We start from the raw sequence: 24,824 nt of genomic DNA on the forward strand, positions 1-24,824 counted from the left end.
GCTCTTCCGCGAAGGAGACTGCCATGGCCGCCACGAAAGAAGTTTTTTTCAAGCCCGGTAAACTGTCCGCTCAGGACAAAGCATCATTGACCGACAGCGCGGCAAAGCAGATCATCAACGCCGAAGCCGACCAGCGCGCCCGCAAGACGGAACGCCTTCGCCAGCTTCGCGAGGCACAGGAAGCGGCGGTTGTCGCCGCCGATCCGGTGCCCGCAAAGAAACGATCCGGTAACAGATAGCGGGCGCTTTTACATCACCCGGTCAACGCAGGAGGACGACACCATGGCAAAGGGTCAGTTGCGCAGTAACAAGGAAATCCGCAAGCCGAAGAAGGACAAGACGAAAACACCCGCCGCGGCGCCAGCCGGTTCGCAGGTGAAGTTCGCAAACGCCACGACAGCGGATGGCAAGAAGAAGTAGGGCACGGTGTCGGCGCGCAGGTCACGACGATAAATCTCTCGTCTGGGAGACCGGACTTGTTTTGGCCATATTGCTCTTCTATATATCTCTCATAGCAACTGCTGGTGAGCGCGAATGAATTCGTCGTTCGCAGTTGTTTTAGTCGCTTCAGACTTTTGACCACGGATGTACTGGCACTGGTGTTGAGAGCGATATGAGGAAGGTCGGTGCAATATTGCCCCGGCCTTTTTTGTTGCCGTGAGCAGCCGAAGATAAATATGCACGACTGCCGCCGACTGCGACGGAATTAACTTGTCTATTCCGCCCAATGGGCGCACCCTCCCAATCACTGAAAAGGGCGTTACCGCCGCTTTACGACGGCCGCTGAAGCCCTCGTCCTGCTCATGTCGTTAACCCGCAGGAACGATACGGACCCACACGACATGAATGTCCAAGGCGCGACGCTTTAATGGCACGGCCTGTCGCTCGGATGCACGGAAGCGGCGTCGCATGACGTCCGCAGCGACGCGAGACACCACAGTTTTGGTGAACCCCATAGAAAGGAGGACGTGATGTCTTCCGCATATGAAAATTGCATCATTTCGTCACAGGACCTCAAGATGCTCCAGTCGGTGCTGGCAGACCTCGGTTATGACCGGCACACCATGGACGAGGAGGTCATGATTTACAACAATGCCGCCCGAAAGGTGATCCAGCTGTTTCAGGGCGGGCTGACCGACCCTGCCGAGCTTTCGAAGGAAATGCGCTTTCTTTTTGGCGTTCATAAACATGATCGCAGTAAATCATGGAAACCGTTGCCACGTTACGCGATTCAGGGGCTGCCGCCTCTCTACCGATAACGGCGCTCTTCCATCCATAACGACGGGAACCAGGCCTTCAAAATCACCGATGAAAATAACGGCTTGGCAAATGATGTATATCAGGCAACACTGAAATGGATACCTCCGTGCGCGGATCAGGCGGCACGAAGGTGACGGATGGAACATGCGCGCTGAAGGCCGGGACAGGCCTCGACGTCAGCGGGTTCCATACCGGCGGGTTTGCGTCTGCGTGGAGAGAGAGTATGACGTATGACTGGAGCGGCCGCAGAATGCGCCGCATGCGAGCGGCGAAACTGACGATCATCAGCCTTGTGGCCGCCTTTGTGCTGACCGCGCCTATCTTTGCCCACTACTGAATTTCAGGCCCGCTTGTTTCGACTAGACGGGCTGGCGGGTTTCTGCGCGTTTCCGCAGACGGTTTTTCACCCATTTCTGAACGGGCTGATCGTAACGGACCGTTAGCCACCATGAAATCCACGTCGTGCCGATGAGAAACAGGACGCCGGCTGGCAGGGCGATATTCTGCTGCGTGATGGACGGGATCAAAAACTCCGTCCATGCCAGAAGCGGAATATGCAGGACATAGACGGCGTAAGACGCCGTACCAAGAAACCCCGAAAGTGCACTCACCATGGGGCCCGGCACCGTTCGGCTGGCCACGAACAGCAGCAGCGGCCAGAGGAGCAGGACGATTGCGAGGTCGAAGAAGGGCCGGACTTCGCGTGATACGGGCACGGCAAGGATGACACAGACGAGCACCAGACACAGCGCGGCCTGGACGGGCTTCAGCTCCGGCACACGGTTGCGGAACCGGTAAACCAGCACGCCGGCGAAAAACGAAAAGAATACCCGGCCCATGCCGGCATACATTTCATGCCAACGGAAACCGAGATGCAGCTTTCCAGACGCGGCGGCGGCCACCACCAGTACAATGGCGCTGGCAACAATGACGGCTGCGATCTGTTTCACCGTCGCCCGCACGCCCCAGCGGGCATAGACCACGTTCACCACCAGTTCGTTGAAAAGCGACCACGCCGGGCTGACGAGAAACAGCGCGCCATTGAGGGTCAACGTGAAAGGCGCCGGCAGAAAGAGAAGCCCCGTCACCAGCGCAAAGGCCAGTTCACCGGGATCGATGAGACGATGCAGATCGTCGATCGGCGTCGGCAGACCCAGCACATAAAGGCAGATGAAATAGGCCACCATCAACGCCAGTGCCAGCACATAAAGCGGATAAAGCCGGGCGAAGCGCGCCTTCATGAAAAAGCCGGGCGTGATAGCCCCGTCACGCAATCTGACGCCATAGGCGTGAGCCAGCACGAAGCCGCTGAGAGCAAAAAACAGATCAACGGCAAGATAGCTCGAGGCCGGATCCCTGCCGAAAAACTGCTCGGCGTGGCGATGGACGATAAAGAGCGCAGCCACGCCCCTTATGCCGTCAAGCAAGATGAAGCGTTCCGGGGATGATGGGGCCATGGCGTTGATGCTCAATGAGATAGCGGCAATTGTTCAATGGAAACCAGCTTTACCGCGTCCCGGTTCTCCGCTTCCAGTCACAAACCGTTTAATCTTGCAGTCGCCGCGAATTTTTCCGGACATGGGCTCGAGGCCGGCACCCTTTCGCAGCGGAGAAAGGCGTGCTACGTCCGGATGTCATCGATGTTTCGACCCCGTGGCACAGCCGTGTTGTTCCTGCAAATGTGTGATTTTGCAAGAACAAGTTCCGGCAATGTCCATGGGGCAGGTTCGGCGACAACCACTCTCGCGGAGCCTTCTCATGCCCACAATTGCCGAACGTATCAGAAAAATCATCGTGGACCAGCTTGGCGCAGACCCTGCCGCCGTCGTGGACGATGCCAGTTTCGCCGACGATCTCGGTGCAGACTCTCTGGAAATAGTTCAGGTGGTCATGGAGATCGAAGAGGAATTCGGGGTGGAGATTCCGGATTCCGCCGCAAATACGATCCTGACCGTCGGCGACGCCATCCGCTTCATCGAAAAAAGCACGGCTTGACGGTGAAGCGCCGGAGGCGGGCCTGATCCGCCGATAGCGTCGCAACCGGGCCAAATTTCGGGGTGTCCCGCTCTAACTATCCTGCTCATCGAGGTGGTGGCACATCAGACCAGCAGGAGATTTTCGGCAAAGGCCATCATCAGGGGACCCACTCCCTTGGCGTCATCGCTAACCACTGGCTCGGTCAGATAATATTCCGGCGAGCCGTCGCGATAATTGCCCTCGAAACCACCAAGTCCAGCGACGTGTACGATGCCGGCAAGACGAGTGACACCGTCTTCGCCCGCCAGAAGCCGGGTCTCCAGCAGAGCCGAAAGCGCGCGACGACCTGCGGACAAAGCCGCGCCCGCCGCCTCTCCCTGTAGCAGCCCAAGACGGACCGCACGCAGCAGCGCATAGGAGAACATTGCGGAGGCGGATGTCTCCTCGTAATTGCCCTCCAGATCCGGATTATCGAGAACCTGCATCCACAGACCGGTGCCTGTCTGGCGTGCGACGATCTCAGCCAGGAGGCGCCGTGTGCTCTGTCGCAATTCATTTGTCCGGCCATCATCCGGCAGTATCGTGAGCGCATCCACCAGCGCCATGGCCAGCCAGCCGACCGCACGGGCCCAGACGGCCGGCGATTTGCCGGTCTGCGGATCGGCCCAGCGCTGGGTGCGGCTTTCATCGTAGCCATGAACATAGAGCCCGCCGGTATCCGCCGTCAGGGCAAGTGCCGTTGAAAACTGCCTCAGCGCGTCGTCGATCAGTTCGGGCCGCCCCGTTGCCTGCGCATATTCAATCTGGAACGGAAGACCCATATAGAGACCGTCCAGCCAAACCTGATGCGGATAGCGTTTCTTGTGCCAGTAATTGCCGCAGGCGATGCGTGGATGGCTGCGTAGCTGCCCAGCCAGATGGTCCGCGGCAGCGAGATACCGTGGGTCGCCCGTTTCTTCCGAAAGGGGAAAGAGGAGACGGCCGGCAAGAATATGGTCGATATTATATTCCTGCGGATCGTAACCGGCGATCGTGCCGTCGGTCGCTATCTGCACATCGGCGAGCCGGTGCAGATGGTCGCTCCAGCGCGCCTCTCCGGTGGCCTCGGACAGCTGCTGCAGGCCGCGGTAGATGCATCCATCCTCATAACACCAGCTGCCGCCCTTGTAAGGCCTATAACGACTGCAGAATTGCTCAAAATATTCAGTGGCTTTCATGGTTTTCTCAATCGCGATCTGAAACGGTGGAAATGGAAGCGTCGCTCAGCATGGCAGGATCGTCGCAGACTATATGTGTCTGCTCGACAACAATCGCCTCATGGCGCATGGGACGAACCCGGTCAGCCATGATTGGAGGCGCGGCGATGGCCGATGGATCGCGCGAGACGATGGTGAGATTGCGGATGGCGACATTGCGGATGGGTGCTTCGGGAAGGCCGAGAAAGACGCCCGCAGCATGGGCGAGATTGCGTATTTCGACGTCTTCCACGGTAATTCCATCGATGAATGGCGTGCCCTTGTCGATCGGCGCCGGCTTCCGCGACTGTACCCGTTCGTCATGTCCATCAGCATCGCAATGATAATGTGCATTGGCGGAAAGCGCGGTTTGCACGCCGTCCAGCAGCACCCGGCGCATGGCGATATTGCTGACGATGCCGCCCCGTCCGCGCCGCGTCTTGAGGCGCAGGCCGCGATCCGTGCCGACCATGTCGCAATCCTCCACAGACACGTCATGCACGCCGCCGGACATTTCCGAGCCGATCACCAGCCCGCCATGGCCGCGCTCCATCAGACAATGGCGCACACGAATGCCACGGGTTTCCGCGAGATGATCGTCTTCGCCATCCGGGCCGCGCTTTCCTGCCTTTACGGCGATGCAATCGTCTCCGACCGAAAAACGAACGCCCGATATCGTGACGTTGCGGCAGCTTTCAGGATTGAAACCATCGGTGTTCGGGCTGTCATGCGGCGCGTTGATGGTGAGGCCGGCAGCGATCAAGTCTTCGCAGCCCTGCGGATGGATTGTCCATGAGGCGGCGTTTTTTATCGTAAAGCCGAGAAGCTGGATTTTGCGGCAGGAAACGAGATGCAGGCCGCGCGGCCGCCGCGCGCCGTCGCGGGTTTCTTTTGGCCAGCTCCACCAGTCACCCCTGTCGCCCGAGCCATCGAGAACGCCCCTGCCCTCGATGATGAGATTATCTGTCCCGATGGCATGAACCGGCGCGGCGAAACAGGCATCCGGCAGGCCCTCCCAGCTTCCGAGCATATGGCCCGCATCATCGCGTGCCGGCAGGATCGGCCACCCTTTGCGGCTCGAAGGGGCGCGCAGCACGGCTCCCTCGGCAAGATGGAAGGTCATGTTGCTTTTGAGGCGGACAGGGAAGGACGTCCAGAAACCGGCCGCAAGCTGCAATGTGCCGCCATGCGGCACCGCAGCCACCGCCCTTTCCAGCGCCTCGGCATTGGCACGCGCGCCCTCTTCATCATCGAGCGCGACATCCGGCACCAGGGAGAACGCCGCAGCCTCCACAAGCCCGGCGCAAGGGCTGGTTCTGAACTCCAGCGCTGCGAACCCCTCGGCCTCGAACAGATAGCAGGTATCCGGGAAGAGATCATGCAGCAGCGTCACCACCGCCGCAGTTTCGCCGCGCCGCTCGTCGCCTTCCGTCGACGACAAACGCCACTCCGTCCTCGCCGGAAGGAAATGGCGAGCGCCGGGTGCGGCGAGGCAAAGCGCTGCCGTTCGCGCTGAAGACGCGATGATAAGGGGTTCGTTCATGTTCATTTCCCGTCTTTCGTCCCTATCCGGCCAGGCCCTGGCGGACATGCCTCGCATGTTCCGGCAGCCGGTCAGTGAGCCCGCCGCCACGGACGCGGCGGCGGGCGATTGCCGTCAATCGAACTTCGCCAGAACATCATTGGTGGAATCGACGATCTGCTCGGCCGCCTCCTCCGCCGTCAGCTGGCCATAGGCATATTCTTCCAGCGTATCGATGAAGGCCGAGCGGATTTCCGGATGTTCGTTGAAGGGCGATACCACCGGCCCGGATGCGGCCATGACGATGGCATTGGCGGCTCGCACTTCCGGCTCGCCCTTGTCGCCCAGACGTGCAGCCGCAGCCTTGGATGCCGGCAACCCACGCGAGGTGCCGAGTGCGTCGATACCCTCAGGCTCGTTCAGCAGGCAGTTCAATATCTGCGCCGCTGTTTCCGGGTTCTTCGAGTTTTTAGAGATCGAGAACACCATTGAAGGCTTGCGATAGACCCCCTCGGTCACCGCGTCTGCAAGCTTCAGCATCGACACGGGTTTCAGAACCTGCCCCTGCTTCAGGGGATCGGCATATTTTGAATAGGTCGAATCCCATTCATAGGAGCCGGCAATGCGGCCTTCAGACCAGGACGGCTTTTCATAAAGATTGACATTGCCATCGGCCGCTTCCTCTTTCTGGGAGCGGATGGATCCGGTTTCGACCAGCTTGCCGACAAAGAAGATACCCTCGGCCAGTTCCTCCGGCGTCCAGGCCACGCGGTTTGTCTTGGGATCGACCAGATCCTTGCCGGTTTTCTGCACAACGGCCAGCGTCACCAGAAGCTGGGCGGTCTCCTTGACGGCGTTGAAGGTATAATAGTCCTTGCCGAGCTTTTCCTTGATGGTCTTCGTCGCCGCGAAGAACTCATCCCAGGTCTTCGGAATTTCGACACCCGCCTTTTCGAAGGTCGTGGCATTGAAGAAGAAGACGCGGCCGGTGGTGGAAACGGAAAGCCCCTGCAGCACGCCATTCATCGACCCCGCCTCCAGATCGCTCTCGGCCCATTGGGAAAGATCGAGCGGCTTCAGCTGGCGCAGATCGGCAAAACCTTCGCCATTCTTGGAAAACAGCGGCAGCCACGGCCAGTTGACCTGAACGATATCAGCTTCCGTCTTGCCCGCCATCTGGGTGGTGAGTTTTTCGAGATAACCGTCGAAACCGGTGAACTCGCCCTTGATCGTGTGGCCGTATTTCTCGCCACAGGCGGCAATCGCTTTCTGGGTGGCGACATGGCGGCTCTCGCCGCCCCACCATGACATGCGCAGTTCCGCGGCACCTGCCGCAGGAGCGGTCGCCATCGCCACATAAGCGGCACCGGCAAGCATCACCATCATTCTGGCCATCATCTTCATTGTTCTTCTCCTCCTCGAAAAATCAGGCACGCCCGTCCGCTCCTCACAGCGAAACGTTGCGCCCATCGGCCTTGTCGAAAATATGCAGCTTCTCCGGGTCCGGCTTCAGGCGCAGAAGACCATCGCGGCCGAGCACCTCGAATTCCGCCGCGCCAACGACGCTGACGACCTTCTGGCCGCCGAGATCGGCGTGCAGATAGACCTCGTGGCCCATGAACTCCGCATTGGTGAGTTTCGCCTGCAGCGCCGGACCATCGGTCGCCGCCGCCAATGAGAGATGCTGCGGACGGATGCCGATGACGGCGTCCGTGGGTCTCGCCGATAGTCGCTGTTCCAGATGCGCGCCGATCGGCAGGCGCTGACCGGCGATCACGAATTCAGTACCCTCGATTGCCACATCCACGAGGTTCATTTCCGGCGTGCCGATGAAGCCGGCGACGAAGAGATTGGCGGGATGGTTGTAAAGCTCCTTCGGCGTCGCGACCTGCATGATGCGACCTGCCTGCATGACGCAGATGCGGTCACCCATGGTCATGGCCTCCGTCTGGTCATGGGTGACGTAGATAACAGTCGATGACAGGCCTTCCGCTTTCAACTGCCGGTGCAGATCGGTAATGCGAACCCGCATCGAAGCACGCAGCTTGGCGTCGAGATTGGACAGCGGCTCATCGAACAAAAACACACCCGGTTTCTTGATGAGCGCACGGCCGAGCGCCACACGCTGCGCCTGCCCGCCGGAAAGCTGCTTCGGCAGACGGTCGAGCAGCGGCTCGATCTCCAGAATGCGCGCGACATTGTCGATGGCCTTCTCGATCTCCGGCTTGGCGACACCGGCGATCTTCAGGCCGAAGGCGAGATTGCCGCGCACCTTCATATGCGGATAAAGCGCATAGTTCTGGAACACCATGGCAATGGAGCGCTTGCCGGGCGGCAGATCGTTGACGCGCTGATCGCCGATCAGGATTTCACCGCCGGTGATTTCCTCCAGCCCCGCCACCATGCGCAGCGTCGTGGATTTGGCGCAGCCCGAAGGGCCGACGAACACCATGAACTCGCCATCCTCGACGTCGAGATTGATGCCGTGCACCGCCTTGAAGCTGCCGCCATAGACTTTTTCGAGATTTTTAAGTTGAACGCTTGCCATTTTCAGCCCTTGACCCCGCCAGACGAGATCCCTTCAATGAAATACCGTTGCGCCGCGAAGAACACGATCAGCGCAGGCGCGATCGTCAGCACCGACATCGCCAGGATGCGGTTCCATTCAAAGGCTTCGGTGGTGTCGATGGAGAGTTTGAGCGCCAGGCTCACCGGATATTTGTCGACCGAGGACAGGTAGATCAGCGGCCCGAGAAAGTCGTTCATCGTCCACATGAACTGGAACAGGCAGACCGAGATCAGCGCCGGCGCGAGCATCGGTACGACGATGTAGACCAGTGTCTGCAGGCTGTTGGCGCCGTCCACCCGGGCGGCCTCTTCCATGTCCGAGGGCAGCGAGCGCAGGAACTGTACCAGCATGAAGACAAAGAAGGCATCACCGGCGAAAGCCGAGGGCACCCAGAGCGGCAGGAAACTGTCCAGCCAGCCGAGATCCCGAAACAGGATATATTGCGGAATGCGGGTGACGACATTGGGCAGCAGCAGAATGGCGATGACCGAGCCGAACAGGATCTTCTTCAGCGGAAAATCGAAGCGGGCGAAGGCATAGGCCGCCATGGTGCAGGAAATCGCCGTGCCGATGACCTTCGGCAGGATGATCAGGAACGAGTTCCAGAAGAACCGGCCAAAGGTGTAGGGCGTCGAGGTTTCCCAGCCGCGGATATAGCCATCCAGCGTCGGGTTTTCCGGGATGAAACCGGCACCGGAGAAAATTTCCGAATTGGTCTTGAAGCTTGCGCCCACCAGCCAGATCAGCGGGTAGAGCATGACGAGCCCGACCGCGAAGAGAAGCACGTAGCGGACCGAGGTGGAAAGCAGCCTGAGCCGCGCCCGGCGGGCCGCCTGCATGTCGTTTAGGGTTGCGATATCGGTCATGGCATCAGTTCCGCTTGTCGCCGGCGTAATAGACCCACTTCTTCGAGGACCAGAAGGCCACGAGGGTCAGCACGGTGATGATGGTGAAGAGCACCCAGGCGATTGCGGAGGCATAGCCCATGTTGAACTTCTTGAAGGCCTCGTCATAGATATAAAGAGGCAGGAGATAGGTGGACTTCAGCGGCCCGCCCTGGGTGATGATGTAAGGGCCGTTGAACTCCTGGAATGCCTGCACCATCTGCATGATGAGGTTGAAAAAGATCACCGGCGTCAGAAGCGGCAGGGTGATGAAGAAGAAGGTCCTGACCTTGCCGGCACCATCGATGGCGGCTGCTTCGTAAAGCGATTTGTCGATGGATTGCAGGGCCGCAAGGAAGATCACCATGGCCGAGCCGAACTGCCAGCAGCGCAGCAGCGTGATGGTGAAAAGCGCATTGCCCGGATCTCCGAACCAGTCCACCGGCGACAGCCCCACGGCGGCAAGCGCCATATTGGCAAGGCCTTCGCTGGCGAAGATATAGCGCCACAGAACCGCAATCGCGATCGAACCGCCGAGGATGGACGGCACGTAAAAGGCAGTGCGGAAAAAGTTGATGAATTGCAGCTTGTAATTGAGTATTGCCGCGATGAACAGCGCAAAGGCAAGCTTCAGCGGCACCGTCAGAAACACGTAGAACAGGGTGACGTTCAGGGATTTCATGAAGGTGCGGTCGCGGGTGAACAGCCGCTCGTAATTGGCAAGCCCTGCCCAGCTGGGATCGCTCATCAAGTCGTAACGGGTGAAACTGAGATAGAGCGAGCCAAGGAACGGAATGGCCGTGAAGATCAAAAGCCCGATGATGTAAGGCGTCAGATATCCCAGCCCCAGGAAGCGCTGAGATTTCATGATGCTCCTCCCCGCGTCCCGGCGGAACGCGACTGACAGAATACAATTTCGTACAAGTGATTCTCCCGGAACGGCCAGCGGCAGGCGCAATAATGCGTATTTCCTAGCCGCGACCGATCTCCTCCCTCATTGATACGGCGCGTAAAAGCAATTTATGCGGTGACAAAACCAAATTTCAGCGCCAAGGTGAATTAACAAAGACGAGGAAAAAGATGGACGAAATCGAAGGTGGCATCCTGTCATCCGTTCCGCCTGCGGCGCTCAACCTCAACCTGACGCGCGCGACGATCAAAATGGAGCATTCGCGCACCTGGCAGATCGACAAATCCAATCCGGTGGACGATCTCATCATCTGCCTGGAGGGGCGCGGGCACTATCTCGTTGATGGCGAAGCAAGGGTACTCGAGCCCGGTGACGCCATGCTTATTTTCCGAGGGCAACGCTTTGTCGGGTGGAACGAGCAGGCCGTGACCTATCGCGGCGTGGCGCAGCATTTCACGCTCGATATTTACGGCCGCCACAACCTGATCGCGCAGATGGACCTGAAACCGAAACTGCGGCTGAGCCGCTGGTCGCTTCTGGAGCCGCTGGTGCGCCACTACCGGCAGAGCGCGCCTCCTTCCTCCGTCACTCTGGGTCAACATCATCTCTTCATGGTGCTTCTGATCGCCTTCATCGATGACGCGTTTCTGGGCTGGGTCGACCGCCCGAGTTTTCAGCCGGAGGGTACGGAAGGCCTCGACCTTGCGGTGATGAAGGCGATCACGATGATTTCCGCCAATCCGTTGGACCCCGACATTGCCGGGCGGGCCACCGATGCGGCGCCCTATAATCGCGATTATTTCCTGCGGGAATTCCAGAAGCGGGTGGGACGGACGCCGCGCAAATATCAGGAGTTCAAACGCATGGAACGCGCCATGCATTTTCTCGAGGCCGGACTTTCGGTCTCGGCAGCGGCGGCCGAGGTGGGTTATGGCGACCCCTATTATTTCTCGCGCATGTTCAAGCGGACATTGGGATTAAGCCCGCGTGACCATATGAACCGAATACGCCGCAGCCGGCACGGCAACCTGATGGCATTTGACGAGCATGAGCAGCAAAGGCTGCTTGCCGACGAAACGGAAAAGGCCCCGGCATAACGGGGCCTCCTCGTTTGAAAAGCGCTGGAATTACCGGAACAGTGACGGCAACCACAGGGATAGTGACGGAATATAGGTGACAGCAAGCAGCACCGCGATGCTGGCGCCGAAGAACGGCCAGATCGTCCGCATCGCCTCCCGTATCGATATGCCGCCCACCGCGCAGCCGACGAAGAGCACCGTTCCGACCGGCGGCGTATTGAGACCAATGCCGGCGTTCAGGATCATCACCACGCCGAAATGCACGGGGTCGATGCCGAAGGCCTTTACGACAGGCAGAAGCACCGGCGTGGAAATGATGACCATCGGCGCCATGTCCATGAAGGTGCCGAGCAGCAGCAGGATGATGTTGATGACAAGCAGCACGATGATCGGGTTGTCCGAAATCGCGCTGATTGCGGCAATCATCAACGTCTGCACCTGCAGAAAGGCCATCAGCCAGCCGAAGGACGCCGCCGTGCCGATGACCAGCAGCACCATGGCCGTGGTGCGGACAGCACCCATCACCGCTTCCACGAAGCCGTCCCAGTTGAGTTCGCGATAGACCAGCACGGCGACGAGGAAGGCATAGAGCACGGCGATGCAGGAACTCTCCGTCGCGGTGAAGATGCCCGAACGCACGCCGCCGAAGATGATGCCGATCAGCAGGATGCCGGGGAAAGACGCCAGCAGATAATACATCAGCTTCGAGAAACCGGGGAAAGGCTCGGACGGATAGCCCTTGCGCCGGGCGACGATATAGGCCGTCACCATCAGCGCTGCTGCAAGCAACAGGCCCGGAATGATACCGGCGGTGAAGAGATCGGCCACAGAGACATTGCCGCCCGCCGCGATGGAATAGAGGATCATGTTGTGCGAGGGCGGGATCATCAGCGCAATGATGGCGGCGTTGACGGTGACATTGACGGCGTAATCCCTGTCGTAACCGCGTTTTGCCATCTGCGGTATCATCAGCCCGCCCACCGCAGAGGCATCGGCCACGGCCGAGCCGGAAATGCCGCCGAACAGTGTCGAAGCCACGATGTTGACCTGACCAAGACCGCCGCGCAGGTGTCCCACGAGGCCTGCCGCGAAGCGGATGAGGCGGTGGGCGATGCCGCCGCGCACCATCAGGTCACCGGCGAAGATGAAGAACGGTATCGCCATCATCGCGAAGACATTCATGCCGGAATTCATCTGCTGGAACACCACGATGGGCGGCAGGCCGAGATAAAGAACCGTGGCGAAGGACGCGATGCCGAGACAGAACGCGATCGGCGTTCCGATCAGCATCAGCAGGGTGAACACCCCGAAGAGAATGGTGTAAGCCATTTATGCGGCCTCCTGCACGATCACGTCTGCGGCGATTTCCTCGCCGATGGAAAGATCGACGAAACGTTCGGCAGCAAACAGCGCGATAAGGAAACCGCCGCCGATCAGCGGAAAGAAATCCGTCCCGCCCGGCCAGCCGAGAACAGGAATCGTCGCCGTCCATGTCCCCATGGCAAGCGAGGTGCCATACCAGGCCATGCCGGCACCGAAGAAGAAGATCAGCGCAAGGCTTGTCAGGTCCATGCCCTTCTGCACACGCGGCGGCATCATGTAGCGCAGAATATCGAGCCCCAGATGCACGCTCTCGCGCACGCCGACGGCGGCGCCAAGCATGATGAACCACGACATGAGATGCAGCGACAGCGGCTCAGACCAGCTGGGTGAATCGTTGAGAATGTACCGCGCAAAGACCTGCCAGCCGACGATAAGCGTCATGGCGATCATGCCGATACCGGCAATATAAAGCGACGCGTGGCTAAGCGCGCCGAGAAAAGGGCGGATGGCCCGCATGAAGTGTCGCATTGTCTGTTCCTCCCGCATCAACGGCGACGAAAGAAAACCGGCCCTGTTTCCAAGGCCGGTTTCCCACGCGTTACTTGACCGCTTTCACCCGTTCCAGAAGGTCCTTCATCTTCGGATCGGTGACGAACTTGTCGTAGACCGGCCCCATCGCGGCAGCGAATTCCTCCTTGTTGACCTTGATGACATTGACCCCGCCGGCCCGGACCTTTTCTTCCGATGCCTTTTCGCGGGCGCTCCACAGTTCGCGCATCTTGCCGACTGAATCCTTGGCCGCCTGGCGCAGCAGCTTCTGGTCTTCCGGGGAGAGCTTGTCATAGGAGATCTTCGAAATGACGAGGATTTCCGGGTTCAGAGAATGCTCCGTCAGGGAGTAGTTCTTCGCCACCTCGTAGTGACGGGCGGATTCGTAGGATGGCCAGTTGTTTTCGGCACCGTCGACGACACCGGTTTCCAGTGAGGAATAGACCTCGCCCATCGGCATCGGCGTCGGGTTGGCGCCGAAGGCCTGCATCATCGAAATCCACAGGTCCGACTGCTGCACGCGGATTTTGAGCCCCTTCAGATCCGCCAGTTTTTCGATGGGCTTTTTGGTGGTGTAGAAGGATCGGGCGCCGGAATCGTAAAAGGCGAGACCGACGAGACCGTGCGGTTCGAAGGCAGCCAGAACCTCATCACCAATCGGACCGTCGACCGTATTGTGCATGTGCTCCGTCGAGCGGAACAGGAAAGGCAGACCAAGAACGGTGGTTTCCTTGACAAGATTGTTGAAAGGCGCGGCATTGACGCGGTTCATGTCGATGACGCCGAAGCGGGTCTGCTCGATGGTGTCCTTTTCGCCGCCAAGAACGGAATTGTTCATGACCTGTATCTTGATACGGCCATTGGTCCGCTCGGCCAGAAGCTCGCCCATATATTTCACGGCTTCGACTGTGGGATAACCGTCCGGATGAATATCGGCCGAACGCAGGGTGATTTCCTGCGCCATGGCGGAAACGCCTGACAGCGCGATCCCCATCGCGACGCACATCATGCTTGCAATCTTTTTCATGCTTTCCTCCTCCATTGTTGAAACGGCCCAGCCCCTCCAAGGCTTGTCGGGCCGATTTTTTCACGCCCATCCGGGCCGGCATGCAAAGACCTTTCATGTGAAAAGGATGACGGGGCCTCCCTTCCCCAACCATCCCGGATCAAATTAGGCCGCCTTGACCGGCGACAGCTTGAACAGCTCTTCGGGGTTTTCGACCAGCGCCCGATGACGCGCCGCCTCATCCGGCAGCCAGCCGAGCGTCAGTTCCGCAAGGCGGGCATCATCAGGATAGGCAGCCGTCTCGCGCACGGAATTATGCGGCCAGTTGGTGCCCCAGACGATGCGTTCCGGCGCATGCGCCGCGATCACCCGCGAAAAGGCGGCGACATCCTCGTACGGCCAGCTTTCGCGGGAGCTTTCATAAACGCCGGCGAATTTGAACCACAGATTGCCGCCGTCGATGAGTTTCAGAAGCGCCGCCATTTCCGGCCCGTCGGTTTTGATGCCCTTGAAGAACTTGCCGTGATGATCGAACACCCAGCGCGAGCGGATTTTCTGAAGACGCGGCAGATGGTCGAGAAGACCGTTTCCGTCGAACTGCACCGCCACCATCCAGTCGGCCGCATGCGCCCGCTCGTCCACCGCTTCCAGTTCGGAAAGGTTCACAGCGCCACCCGGCAAATCCATGATACGCGCGCCGACCGCACCCGCGGCGGCAAGCTTCTCCATGTCCTTTTCGCTCGTGGTGGCATCGATGATGACGACCGCGCGCGCCGCCTCGCCCATCTCGGCAACACAGGTCAGCGTATTGTCATTGTCTCGCTGATGGGCATTGCCCTGCGTGATGATGACCCGGTCTATGCCGAGCCATTGCATGAGGCGACGATAATCCTCCGGTCCCGGCAGGGCGCCCGGCGGAAGGCCGGGGCCACCCGGCAAGGCGGGATATCCGGGCAGATACATGTGCATCTGCGTATCGACCGCGCCTTTCGGGAAAGCGGGTCTCGGCGCGGTGCCGCTCAGCTTTCTGACGAGTTCACTCATGGGTCTGGCATCCTGAATTCAACGAGTGCATCCCGGTTGATCTCGATGCCGAGACCGGGGCCATCGGGAATGGCGACGATACCGTTCACCGCTTCGAGAGGTTCACTGAGAACCGCCTGACGGAACGGATTATGGGTGCGGTCAAATTCCATGATCGGTTCGATGGGATTGACCCGCACCGGATCAGGCGTCATCGCCGCCATGAATTGCAGCGCGGCGGCGATCTGTACGCCGGTGCCCCAGACATGCGGCACGATGCGCACGCCGTGCAGCGTGGCAAGCGTGGCAATCTTCTGCGTTTCTGAAAAACCGCCGCATCCGCAGAGATCGGGCTGGAGAATATCCACGGCACCGGCGGAAAGCGCCTGCCACATGCCGTGACGCCCGTGCCAGGTCTCGCCGCCCGCAACCGGGATCGGCTGCCCTGCCCGTACACGCTGATAGGCATCGAGCTGTTCGGGAACCACCGGCTCCTCAAACCAGTCGATGCCATAGTCGGCGGCGCGGTTGCCAAGCGTGACGGCTTCGGTGACCGTATAACCGTGATTGGCATCGATCATCAGCCGCATGTCAGGCCCGATCGCCTCTCGAACCGCGGCTATGACCCTGAGGTCCTCCTCGATGCCGAAGCCGATCTTGATCTTGCAGGCGTGGAAGCCGTCAGCGCGGCGCTCCGCCATTTCGGACGCATTGTCTGAAACGCGGTCGACACCATCACGCTTGAAGCTGCCGGTGGCATAGGCGCGCACGCTCTCGCGCCAGCGCCCGCCGAGCAGCATCGAGATGGAAGCACCGTAATGCTTGCCCTTGATGTCCCACAACGCGATATCGATGCCGGACAGGGCCGTAAGACTGAGGCCGCGCTGGCCCTGATCGCGCAGGGCATTATAAAGCACGGCCCAGATCTTTTCGGTCTGGCGAGGGTCCTGGCCGATAAGCCAGCCGGAATAGGCCTGGACCACGGCGGCGTTCGGCCGCGCCGGGCCGAGGCATTCGCCCCAGCCGACGGTCCCGTCGTCGCATTCGATTTCCACCAGAACATGGGCCCGCCGGTCGAAACGCATGGAGGCGCTTTCGAACGGCGTGTCCAGACGATGTTCGAGCAGATGCGTGCGCACTGCCGTGATCTTCATGGCTCCCCTCCCATTAAGCGTCCTCAGGCCTTGCGCTTGTGCGTGCCAATCAGGGCTTCGAGCATGCCGATTTCCTCATTGGTCAGGTCCTTCAGCGGCGCACGCACCGGACCGGCATCGAAGCCCTGCAGGCGGACGCCGGCCTTGATGGCGGAGACGGCATAACCCTTGGCGCGGTTGCGGATCGCCATGAATGGATAGAAGAAATCGACAAGAATGCGCTCGCAGGTGGCACGCTCCCCGGCGCGCAGCGCTGCGTAGAACTCGTTGGCAAGGCCGGGCACGAAGTTGAATACGGCCGAGGAATAGGTAGTGAAACCGGCGCCGAGATAGGCTTCGGCGAACAGTTCCGCGGTTGGCATTCCGCCGAGATACATCAGGCGGTCCCCCATCTTGGCGGTGATCTGGCGAACGAGGCCGATATCGCCGGTGCCGTCCTTGAAGCCGACAAGGTTCGGGCACTCGTCGCACAGCCGCGCCAGCGTATCGGCCTGAAGAACCGAGTTGTCACGGTTATAGACCATGACACCGATGCCGACCGACTGACACACCTTCTTGATATGGGCGTAAAGCCCTTCCTGCGGCGCATCGATGAGGTAATGCGGCAGAAGCAGGATGCCATCGGCGCCGACCTTTTCGACGGAGCGGGCGATATCGACCGCAATTTCAGTGCCGTAACCGCAGCCGGAAACGATGGCGGTTTCGCCGGCGACTTCCTTGGCGGCGGAAACGATCGTCGGAATCTCATCGGGCTTCAGCGAAAAGAACTCGCCGGTGCCGCCTGCGGCAAACAGCACCGGCGCCTTGTAACCGGCAAGCCATTCGACATGGGCCCTGTAGCTGTCGGCAGCGAAACGGCCCTCGGAATCGAAATGGGTGACCGGGAAAGACAGAAGGCCGGAGCCGAGAGCCGTTTTGATTTGTTCAGGGTTCATGATTGGTATTCCTTTGAAGTTCAATGACTGAAAGTCACCTAAACCACTTGCCGTATATTTGTCAACAATTCATCATACAAGTTATATGATGAATTTTGCAGGCGGGCGCGGCTCAGCGCGCCAGCCAGCCGCCATCGACATTGAGAATGGCGCCATGCACATAATCCGCCGCCGGCGAAGCAAGGAAAACCGCCGCCCCGGCTATATCGTCTGAATGACCCCAGCGGCCAGCCGGAATGCGCTCGAGAATGGCCCTGTTGCGGGCCGCATCCGCGCGCAGCGCCTCCGTATTGTTTGTTTCGATGTAACCCGGCGCAATCGCATTCACATTGATGCCCTTCGCCGCCCACTCATTTGCCAGAAGCTTGGTGAGACCGGCGACGCCATGTTTTGCAGCCGTATAGGACGGCACACGAATACCCCCCTGGAACGACAGGAGCGAGGCGATATTGACGACCTTGCCGGGGCGGCCGTTCGCCAGCAGCTCCTTTGCAAAGGCCTGCGTGGTGAAAAACAGCGCCTTGAGGTTGACGTCCATCACCTCGTCCCAGTCCAGCTCGGAAAATTCAACGGAATCGGCACGGCGGATGATGCCGGCATTGTTGACGAGAATGTCGAAACCGGCACCGGCAAAACTGTCTTTTGCCGCCAGCGGATCGGCAAAGTCGATAGACAATGCGCTGGCCTTGCCGCCGTCACTCGCGATGATGGCAAGCGTTTCATCCGGCGCACGACGGGCGGCGCAGACGACGTCCGCGCCGGCAGCGGCGAGACCCACCGCAATCGCCTGGCCGAGCCCCGTATTCGCGCCGGTGACGAGCGCCTTGCGCCCCTGAAGCGAAAAGGGGTTCCTCATTTCAGGTCTCCCGGCTGAATGAAGTCCATGTCGGTATAGTCGACATTGTCGCCGGCCATGGCCCAGATGAAGGTGTAGGAGCCGATGCCCGCACCGGAATGAATGGACCAGGGCGGGGATATCGCGCCTTCTTCATTTGAAATGAACAGGTGCCGGGTCTCCTGCGGCTCGCCCATCAGGTGCAGCACCCGCGACTTTTCATCCATGCCGAAATAGAGATAGGCCTCCATGCGGCGATCATGAATATGCGAGGGAATGGTGTTCCAGACCGAGCCGTCCTCCAGTGTCGTATATCCCAGCACCAGCTGGCAGCTTTCCATGACCAGCGGATGGATGAACTGGTTGATGGTGCGCTTGTTGGAGGTTTCGGTTGCACCAAGCTTGACCTCCTTGCTGTTCGCCAGCGTCACCAGCTTCGCCGGTAGGCTGCGATGCGCCGGGCACGAGGTGATGTAGAATCGCCCGGCGCCGTCGAAGGTCACCGCGCCGCTGCCGGCACCGAGATAAAGCACGTCACCGCGGTTCAGCGTGTAGGTTTCGCCGCCGGCGCTGACCGTGCCCGCCTCACCGATGTTGACGATGCCCATTTCACGCCGATCGAGGAAGGAAGGTGTCCTGGTTTCCTCCACCTTGTCGAGCGTCAGCGGCTTTCCGTCAGGCACGGCGCCGCCCATCACGAAGCGGTCGTAATGGGTGTAGATCAGCCTGATTTCACCGGAACGGAACATGTCGCTGGCGAGGAAATGCCGGCGGAGACCTTCGGTATCCAGCGTTTTTGCATATTCCGGGTTCACGGCCTGCCTTTTTTCGACGGTCAGCATCAAACTCATCCTTCATGATTGTTGCGTATGGCACATAATATATGTTATCCGCTTTTTGTACGATCTGTATGACAAGGTCAAGAGGCGCTGCCATATCTGACTGCGTCGATGACGTATAATGCTGATGGAGAATTGCGATGAAACGGCTTCTTGTTACCGGTGCGGCAGGCCAGCTGGGCCGCGTCATGCGCGAACGCCTCGCACCGGTGGCCGAGATATTGCGCATCGCCGATCTTGCTCCGCTAGACCCGGCAGGCCCGAACGAGGAATGCGTGCAGTGCGACCTGGCGGACGCAAATGCCGTTGATGCCATGGTCGCCGGTTGCGACGGGATTATCCACCTTGGCGGCATATCGGTGGAAAAGCCGTTCGAACAAATCGTTCAAGGCAACATCATCGGGCTTTATAATCTCTATGAAGCCGCCCGCGCCCATGGACAGCCGCGGATCGTTTTTGCCAGTTCCAACCACACGATCGGTTATTATCCCCAGACGGAGCGTCTTGGCCCCGACGCCCCCTTCCGACCGGACGGGCTTTACGGCGTCTCCAAGTGTTTTGGCGAAAACCTGGCCCGCATGTATTTCGAGAAGTTCGGGCAGGAGACGGCGCTTGTGCGCATCGGCTCCTGCACCCCGGAACCCACCAATTATCGCATGTTGTCCACCTGGTTCTCGCACGACGATTTCGTATCGCTGATCGAAGCGGTATTTCGCGCACCGATCCTCGGCTGCCCCGTTGTCTGGGGCGCGTCTGCCAATGATGCCGGCTGGTGGGATAATTCGCATCTCGGTTTTCTCGGATGGAAACCCAAAGACAATGCGGAGGCCTTCCGGCGGCACATTGCCGAGACAACGCCGAAACCCGACCCGGGCGATGCCATGGTGCGGTTTCAGGGCGGTGTTTTCGTCGACAACCCGATCTTCAAGGCAACGTGAAATGCGGCAGGGAACGTTCCCGGCAGGCGGTGGGATTGCAAGCCGGGCCGCGAATAACGTATCGAGGACCGGTAGACGCAACCGATATTTTTAGAACGGCGACGAAGATGACAAGAACGACGACCTCCGAACCGGCAGCGCCACAGGCCAAAACGCTTGTGGTGAAGGTTTCGGAGGAACTCCGCAGCCAGATCGCCAAGGGCCGCTACAAGACTGGCGACCGCCTGCCATCGGAAGCGCAGATGACACAGGAATTCGGCGTGAGCCGAACCGTTGTGCGCGAGGCGATTGCCTCCCTGCGCTCAGACGGTCTCGTCGAACCGCGTCAGGGCGCCGGTGTCTTCGTATTGGAGCCCGCCCCGGTCGAACGGCGGCCTTTCCATAATGTCGATCTGGCCCGCGTCTCCTCGCTGATCGAAATGCTGGAACTGCGCACCGCGGTGGAAGGCGATGCCGCGGGCCTTGCTGCGATCCGCCGTTCGCCGGCGCAGGAAGAAAAGATCATCGAGGCCTTCGACGCCTTCCGCGCCAGCGCCGCCAAGGGCAGCCCGACGGCCGAGGCCGATTTCGCCTTCCATCTGGCCGTTGCCGAAGCGACCAACAATCCCCGCTTCAGCGAGTTTCTGCAGGTGCTCGGCCCGACCGTCATTCCCCGCCGCGCCGTGGCCGAAAACGGCTCCGAGACCGTGCTTTCGCCCGCTGATCTCAGCCGTCTGGTGGGAGAGCACGAGGCGATACTGATCGCGATACAGGACGGCGACGAGGAGGCGGCGCGAAGCGCCATGCGCAACCACCTGAAAAGCAGCCAGATGCGATACCGCGCGATGTTGCGCGCACCGCGCTGAGATTGCCGCCTGAACCGCATTGACTGAGGAGAAAGATATGCAGCAGCTTCCGACCTTCCCCACTGTTTCGCCCGACGATGGCGTAGAACGCACCGTGCTTTCCGAAGCGCCCGAACTGATGGTGGTATCGTTCCGTTTCAAGACCGGCGCGGAAGGCAAGCTGCACAGCCATCCGCATGTACAATCGACCTATGTCGCCAGCGGCAGCTTCCGCTTTTACCGTGATGGCGAGGCCTACGACCTCAAGAAGGGCGATAGCCTCGTCATTCCCGGCCATATCGAGCATGGCTGCCTGTGTCTGGAAGAGGGCGAACTGATCGACTGCTTCACGCCGCGCCGCGACGATTTCCTCTGATCCGGCGATCAGTCCGCAGATAAATCCCGCAGGGTGCGTGGCAGGCTGTTCATGCACTCTGCGCCCGATGCGGTGACGAGGAACTGGTCCTCGATCATCAACGCACCCACGCCTTCCCCATAAAACGGCGCTTCGAGCGCGACGACCATGCCGGGAAGAATGATTTCCGGATTGTCGTGGGAGAAGAACGGCCATTCCTCGATACCCACGCTGCCACCAACGGAGTGGCCGAAGTGGCCACGATAATATTCACCGAAGCCGTCCTTGCGCATCGAGGCCAGCATGGCGGCGTGCACTGCACCGAATGTATTGCCCGGGCGGAGCGCGTCCAGCCCGCGGGCGAAGGCCGCTTCCAGAGCCTTGAAGATATCGCCCGCCAAAGGCGAAACCGGCCCCCATGAAAAAGTCCGCGCGCCATCCGAAGAATAACCGTCCACCAGCGTGCCCACATCGGCCTTGATCAGCGCACCCGACGCGACCGCTGCCGTCATATCCGACAAAGCCGGGCCGACCGAAATGAAGTCCCAATGCCCGCTCAACGAAAAACCGGATTTCGCGGCATATGCCTGCGCGCCGGATTTCCAGGCGGCGGAGAGTTGACCAAGGGCCGCCCCCGGTCGGACGGCGGCTGCCATCTCGACCAGCCCCGCCTCGGCTGCGGCTGACGCCTGCCTGAGAAGTTTGATCTCGCGTTGGGATTTCACCGCCCTCAGACGTTTCAGCACCGTCGAACCATCAACCCAGTTCACCTCGGGCAGCGCCTGACGCAGGGCGAAAAAATCGGCGGCGGGCATGAATTCAAGGTCGGCACCGATGCGCGCCGCGGACAGTCCGCGCTCCCGCAGCAGATCGGAGAGCAGGCCGAAGCAGGCGGTACGATCAAATGTCTCTGGCCGCGCCCCGCCAGAATTGTTGCGGCGATAGCCATCATCCACCTGCGCGATGGTTTCCACACCCGAAAGATCGACCAAATCGATCCAGATGCGATGGCAGCGCAGATCGATATCAGGTGCCGCCCTCCTGATGATCGGCGCGGCATGATCACTGACGACGGCGGCCAGCCCTGCCCCGGCATCGGCAGGCACCAGCGCAATTGCGGAACCCGCTTTGCCCCACATGGTCGCAACACCGGCAGGCGCACCAACCGCATAACGAAAGGCCTCGGGCTGGAACAGTACCAGCGCATCAATCTCCGCCTCCCGCATCAGCTGCTGGGCGCGGCCTCGGTCGATATCACTCATGGGAACTCCGGTGATTGTTTGGCTGCAGGTTTGTGAACCTACGCTTTAGCAGTCACCGGGATAGGAAAGAAGGTGGAAGATGATGTCTCAACCCTGAGATTCATCAGTGTGCGCGAGCGGATGCCCCTTGTTTCTTCTCCCCGCCGGGGAGAAGTCCGCTGCAGCGGGATGAGGGGGCTCCGGTAGAGATATCCGGAGAGCTAGCCCCCTCATCCGACCCTTCGGGCCACCTCCTCCGCGGCGGGGAGAAGAAATATGCCGCAACAGCTTGCCCTATCCGAAAGAGGCGGCGGATAAATCCGCAGCCTCAATCCACTCTTACGCCTCCAGCCACTTCACCTGCTCATCCGTCAGCGCAATATCCAGCGCCGAAAGACTATCCTCCAGCTCCGCAATCGTGCGCGGCCCGATCAGCGGGATGACCGGGAAAGGCTGGGCGATGACATAAGCGAGAGCGATATGGATTGGGTGGCGCCCGAGTTTCTGCGCAAGCTCGATCGCCCGATCGCGACGGACGAAATTGCGGTCGGAATACCAGACGCGGACGATTTCCTCATCGTCATGCTTGTCTCGCCCTGCCCGCTCGGTGAAGAAACCGCGCCCCTGGCTGGACCAGGCGAAATTTGGGATTTGTCGGGATTTCAACCATTCTTTCCATTCGTCATCCGATGCCGCCACGCAGCCTGCCCAGATGGGATCGAGCATTTCGGCAAGCGAGAAATTGTTGGAAAGTGCGCCGGGGGCCTGTTTGCCGTTCTTCTGCGCGTAAGCCGCGGCCTCATCCATGCGTTCGCGCGTCCAGTTCGAGCCACCGAAAATGCCGCGAATGCGCCCGCGCCGAACCTCGGCATCCATGGCATCAACGAACTCGCCCACCGGGACGTCGAGATTATCGCGATGCATGAAATAAACATCGACATAATCCGTCTTCAGACGCTCCAGCGACTGATCTAGCTGTTTGGCGATCATATCGGGATAGCAGAGCGGCGAATGCGCACCCTTGCCGATCAGCACGATCTCTTCGCGCGGCACGTTGCGGCTGGTGTGCCAGTCTCCGAAAATCGCCTCCGTTTTGCCGCCGCCATAGACATAGGCCGTATCGAAGAGATTGCCGCCCGCCTCGTAAAACGCATCGAGCGTCAGGGATGCGGAAGCGAAATTGGGGAAAAACTCGAAGCCGAGCGCGACTACCGAAGCGGGCTTGGCAAGGCCCGGTATCTGCCGCTTCGGGACCGTATTTCCGGATACAACCTTACCACCGGCTATATTGGCGATGCGCGACGTCGCCTTTTCGACGCTGTATTCCAGCCCGACGGAAGCGCGCCACTGGTCCATGACGCGCAGGTTGCCGAGGCTGTCCGCCCAGGCCATGCCGGGTGCATCGAATTCCTTTTTACCCTGGCGAATTGCTTCGCCCGCCGCATCGACCTCGAAGGAATAAAGCCAGCGATCCTCCGGCAGCTCGATGGTTTCGACCTTGTCGCCCCTGATGATATCGATCCGCCCGGTGCCGCCCTTGTGGCCGGCGGCAAACCAGAAATCCCTGACCTCGATCCGGCCGTCCGAACCGATGATGCGCAGCACATTGTCCTGCGCCGCCATGATCGAGCACGAGACTTCGGCGACGATGCCGTTTGGGAATTTCAGCACGGCCGAGGCCCATTCATCAACGCCCGACTGGCCGAGATGGGCAGCACCCGCCACTTTTTCGGGCTCCGCAAAAGGCTTTCCATCCACAGCGCCTGCGATCATCCGCACCATCGAAACCGGATAACCGCCGACATCGAGAATGCCGCCGCCCGCGGTTTCATTGGCGAACAGCCGGTGATCGGCCCGGAACGAGCCCATGTTGAAACCGAAGCTGGAGCGGATGATGCGGATATCGCCCACCGCGCGGGCTTTCACCAGTTCCAGCAATTTCGCCGTCTGCGGATGCAGGCGATACATATAGGCTTCACCGGCAAAAACGCCGGCCTTTTTCGCCTCATGGAAAATGGCGTCGGCGTCATAAGCGGAAATCGCGATAGGCTTTTCCACCAGCACGTTTTTGCCCGCCCGGATTGCCTTGATTGCCCACTCGGCATGGCCCGTATGGGGCGTGGCGATATAGACCGCGTCGATATCGGGATCGGCAAGCAGCGCATCGTAACCCTTCACAATGCGCGCGCCGGCAAAAGCTTCGGCAAGGCCGGGCTTGTCCGGATTGCGCGTGGCGATGGCCTCAAGCCTGCCGGTGCGGGAATGGGCGATACCGTCAGCAAAGGTTCTGGCGATGGTGCCCGGGCCGATGATGCCCCAGCGGATCGGTTGTTCGGTGGTCATGAAATCCTCGTCTTTCGTATCGG

Annotated in this window: 26 protein-coding genes; 9 read left to right on the forward strand and 17 right to left on the reverse strand. The window is 60.1% G+C overall.

Translation table 11 applies throughout. From position 1 onward, the window contains the following. The first annotated feature begins 23 nt into the window (after window positions 1-23). The 4 genes from EYD00_RS14360 (at window position 24) to EYD00_RS14370 (ending at window position 1,597) form a co-directional block, all read left to right on the forward strand. Window positions 24-239, forward strand: a complete 216-nt coding sequence (locus EYD00_RS14360) for a hypothetical protein (protein ID WP_004444958.1) — start codon at window positions 24-26, stop codon at window positions 237-239. Window positions 240-282: 43 nt separating this feature from the next. Continuing rightward, window positions 283-420, forward strand: coding sequence for a hypothetical protein (locus EYD00_RS25935; protein WP_004444959.1), 138 nt, complete (start codon window positions 283-285; stop codon window positions 418-420). 551 nt (window positions 421-971) lie between these two features. Further along, window positions 972-1,259, forward strand: coding sequence for a hypothetical protein (locus EYD00_RS14365; protein WP_034496600.1), 288 nt, complete (start codon window positions 972-974; stop codon window positions 1,257-1,259). Between the two features lie 95 nt (window positions 1,260-1,354). Further along, window positions 1,355-1,597, forward strand: coding sequence for a hypothetical protein (locus EYD00_RS14370; RefSeq protein ID WP_034496602.1), 243 nt, complete (start codon window positions 1,355-1,357; stop codon window positions 1,595-1,597). A 22-nt stretch (window positions 1,598-1,619) separates the two neighbouring features. Here the strand turns inward: EYD00_RS14370 and EYD00_RS14375 are convergent, their stop codons facing one another. Continuing rightward, entirely contained in the window at window positions 1,620-2,717 is a 1,098-nt protein-coding gene (locus EYD00_RS14375) for an acyltransferase family protein (protein ID WP_034496605.1), read from the reverse strand. Window positions 2,718-3,018: 301 nt separating this feature from the next. Between EYD00_RS14375 and EYD00_RS14380 the strand changes: the two genes are divergently transcribed. Then, window positions 3,019-3,255 (forward strand): acyl carrier protein, encoded by a 237-nt coding sequence (locus EYD00_RS14380; RefSeq protein WP_004444965.1) that lies wholly within the window; start codon window positions 3,019-3,021, stop codon window positions 3,253-3,255. A 104-nt stretch (window positions 3,256-3,359) separates the two neighbouring features. Here EYD00_RS14380 and EYD00_RS14385 read toward each other — a convergent pair whose 3' ends face one another. From EYD00_RS14385 to EYD00_RS14410, 6 genes are all read right to left on the reverse strand, one after another. Then, the gene (locus EYD00_RS14385) at window positions 3,360-4,454 is read right to left on the reverse strand and encodes a glycoside hydrolase family 88/105 protein (protein WP_034496608.1); all 1,095 of its coding nucleotides are present in this window, start codon (window positions 4,452-4,454) and stop codon (window positions 3,360-3,362) included. A gap of 7 nt (window positions 4,455-4,461) precedes the next feature. Beyond that, window positions 4,462-6,015, reverse strand: a complete 1,554-nt coding sequence (gene pglA / locus EYD00_RS14390) for a polygalacturonase PglA (protein WP_034497548.1) — start codon at window positions 6,013-6,015, stop codon at window positions 4,462-4,464. A 114-nt stretch (window positions 6,016-6,129) separates the two neighbouring features. Continuing rightward, window positions 6,130-7,398, reverse strand: coding sequence for an ABC transporter substrate-binding protein (locus EYD00_RS14395; RefSeq protein ID WP_034496609.1), 1,269 nt, complete (start codon window positions 7,396-7,398; stop codon window positions 6,130-6,132). Between the two features lie 43 nt (window positions 7,399-7,441). Next, window positions 7,442-8,542 (reverse strand): ABC transporter ATP-binding protein, encoded by a 1,101-nt coding sequence (locus EYD00_RS14400; RefSeq protein ID WP_034496613.1) that lies wholly within the window; start codon window positions 8,540-8,542, stop codon window positions 7,442-7,444. Window positions 8,543-8,544: 2 nt separating this feature from the next. Continuing rightward, window positions 8,545-9,429, reverse strand: coding sequence for a carbohydrate ABC transporter permease (locus EYD00_RS14405; protein ID WP_004444975.1), 885 nt, complete (start codon window positions 9,427-9,429; stop codon window positions 8,545-8,547). A 4-nt stretch (window positions 9,430-9,433) separates the two neighbouring features. Continuing rightward, on the reverse strand, window positions 9,434-10,315 hold the full coding sequence (locus EYD00_RS14410) for a carbohydrate ABC transporter permease (RefSeq protein ID WP_034496616.1): 882 nt from the start codon (window positions 10,313-10,315) through the stop codon (window positions 9,434-9,436). A 212-nt stretch (window positions 10,316-10,527) separates the two neighbouring features. Here EYD00_RS14410 and EYD00_RS14415 point away from each other — a divergent pair, with 212 nt between their 5' ends. After that, entirely contained in the window at window positions 10,528-11,454 is a 927-nt protein-coding gene (locus EYD00_RS14415; protein ID WP_004444978.1) for a helix-turn-helix domain-containing protein, read from the forward strand. A 30-nt stretch (window positions 11,455-11,484) separates the two neighbouring features. On the opposite strand, the gene EYD00_RS14420 is transcribed toward EYD00_RS14415, so the two are convergent. From EYD00_RS14420 to kduI, 8 genes are all read right to left on the reverse strand, one after another. Then, window positions 11,485-12,765 carry a TRAP transporter large permease gene (locus EYD00_RS14420; RefSeq protein WP_034496618.1) on the reverse strand — a complete coding sequence of 427 codons (1,281 nt, stop codon included), beginning with the start codon at window positions 12,763-12,765 and terminating at the stop codon, window positions 11,485-11,487. Then, window positions 12,766-13,287: a TRAP transporter small permease gene (locus EYD00_RS14425; protein ID WP_022562649.1), complete on the reverse strand. Its 522-nt coding sequence runs from the start codon at window positions 13,285-13,287 to the stop codon at window positions 12,766-12,768. It abuts the gene before it with no gap. A 70-nt stretch (window positions 13,288-13,357) separates the two neighbouring features. Continuing rightward, window positions 13,358-14,335, reverse strand: a complete 978-nt coding sequence (locus EYD00_RS14430; RefSeq protein ID WP_034497550.1) for a TRAP transporter substrate-binding protein — start codon at window positions 14,333-14,335, stop codon at window positions 13,358-13,360. A gap of 144 nt (window positions 14,336-14,479) precedes the next feature. Further along, window positions 14,480-15,358 carry a D-galactarolactone isomerase gene (locus EYD00_RS14435; RefSeq protein WP_081859419.1) on the reverse strand — a complete coding sequence of 293 codons (879 nt, stop codon included), beginning with the start codon at window positions 15,356-15,358 and terminating at the stop codon, window positions 14,480-14,482. Beyond that, a complete protein-coding gene (locus EYD00_RS14440; RefSeq protein WP_004444983.1) occupies window positions 15,355-16,491 on the reverse strand; it encodes a D-galactarolactone cycloisomerase in 1,137 nt (378 codons plus the stop codon). The genes EYD00_RS14435 and EYD00_RS14440 overlap by 4 nt, the downstream gene beginning before the upstream one ends. 23 nt (window positions 16,492-16,514) lie before the next feature. Further along, a complete protein-coding gene (gene kdgD, locus EYD00_RS14445; protein WP_004444985.1) occupies window positions 16,515-17,426 on the reverse strand; it encodes a 5-dehydro-4-deoxyglucarate dehydratase in 912 nt (303 codons plus the stop codon). 112 nt (window positions 17,427-17,538) lie between these two features. Continuing rightward, window positions 17,539-18,282, reverse strand: a complete 744-nt coding sequence (gene kduD / locus EYD00_RS14450; protein WP_034496620.1) for a 2-dehydro-3-deoxy-D-gluconate 5-dehydrogenase KduD — start codon at window positions 18,280-18,282, stop codon at window positions 17,539-17,541. Beyond that, window positions 18,279-19,103 carry a 5-dehydro-4-deoxy-D-glucuronate isomerase gene (gene kduI / locus EYD00_RS14455; protein ID WP_034496623.1) on the reverse strand — a complete coding sequence of 275 codons (825 nt, stop codon included), beginning with the start codon at window positions 19,101-19,103 and terminating at the stop codon, window positions 18,279-18,281. Before kduI ends, kduD begins: the two co-directional genes overlap by 4 nt. A 137-nt stretch (window positions 19,104-19,240) precedes the next feature. Between kduI and EYD00_RS14460 the strand changes: the two genes are divergently transcribed. The 3 genes from EYD00_RS14460 to EYD00_RS14470 all read left to right on the forward strand — a co-directional run bounded on the left by EYD00_RS14460 (window position 19,241) and on the right by EYD00_RS14470 (window position 21,238). Next, entirely contained in the window at window positions 19,241-20,038 is a 798-nt protein-coding gene (locus tag EYD00_RS14460; RefSeq protein WP_034496625.1) for an NAD-dependent epimerase/dehydratase family protein, read from the forward strand. Window positions 20,039-20,145: 107 nt separating this feature from the next. Continuing rightward, complete coding sequence (locus EYD00_RS14465; protein ID WP_004444990.1) at window positions 20,146-20,883, forward strand: FadR/GntR family transcriptional regulator; 738 nt, start codon at window positions 20,146-20,148, stop codon at window positions 20,881-20,883. Window positions 20,884-20,920: 37 nt separating this feature from the next. Continuing rightward, complete coding sequence (locus tag EYD00_RS14470) at window positions 20,921-21,238, forward strand: cupin domain-containing protein (RefSeq protein ID WP_006700391.1); 318 nt, start codon at window positions 20,921-20,923, stop codon at window positions 21,236-21,238. An 8-nt stretch (window positions 21,239-21,246) separates the two neighbouring features. On the opposite strand, the gene EYD00_RS14475 is transcribed toward EYD00_RS14470, so the two are convergent. Both EYD00_RS14475 and EYD00_RS14480 read right to left on the reverse strand, forming a co-directional pair. Further along, window positions 21,247-22,479, reverse strand: coding sequence for a M24 family metallopeptidase (locus EYD00_RS14475; protein WP_034496629.1), 1,233 nt, complete (start codon window positions 22,477-22,479; stop codon window positions 21,247-21,249). 318 nt (window positions 22,480-22,797) lie between these two features. Continuing rightward, window positions 22,798-24,801: an aldo/keto reductase gene (locus EYD00_RS14480; RefSeq protein ID WP_034496632.1), complete on the reverse strand. Its 2,004-nt coding sequence runs from the start codon at window positions 24,799-24,801 to the stop codon at window positions 22,798-22,800. Between the last annotated feature and the right edge of the window lie 23 nt (window positions 24,802-24,824).

The sequence above is a fragment of the Agrobacterium sp. 33MFTa1.1 genome (genome assembly GCF_004328495.1).
Taxonomy (GTDB): Bacteria; Pseudomonadota; Alphaproteobacteria; order Rhizobiales; family Rhizobiaceae; genus Agrobacterium; species Agrobacterium pusense.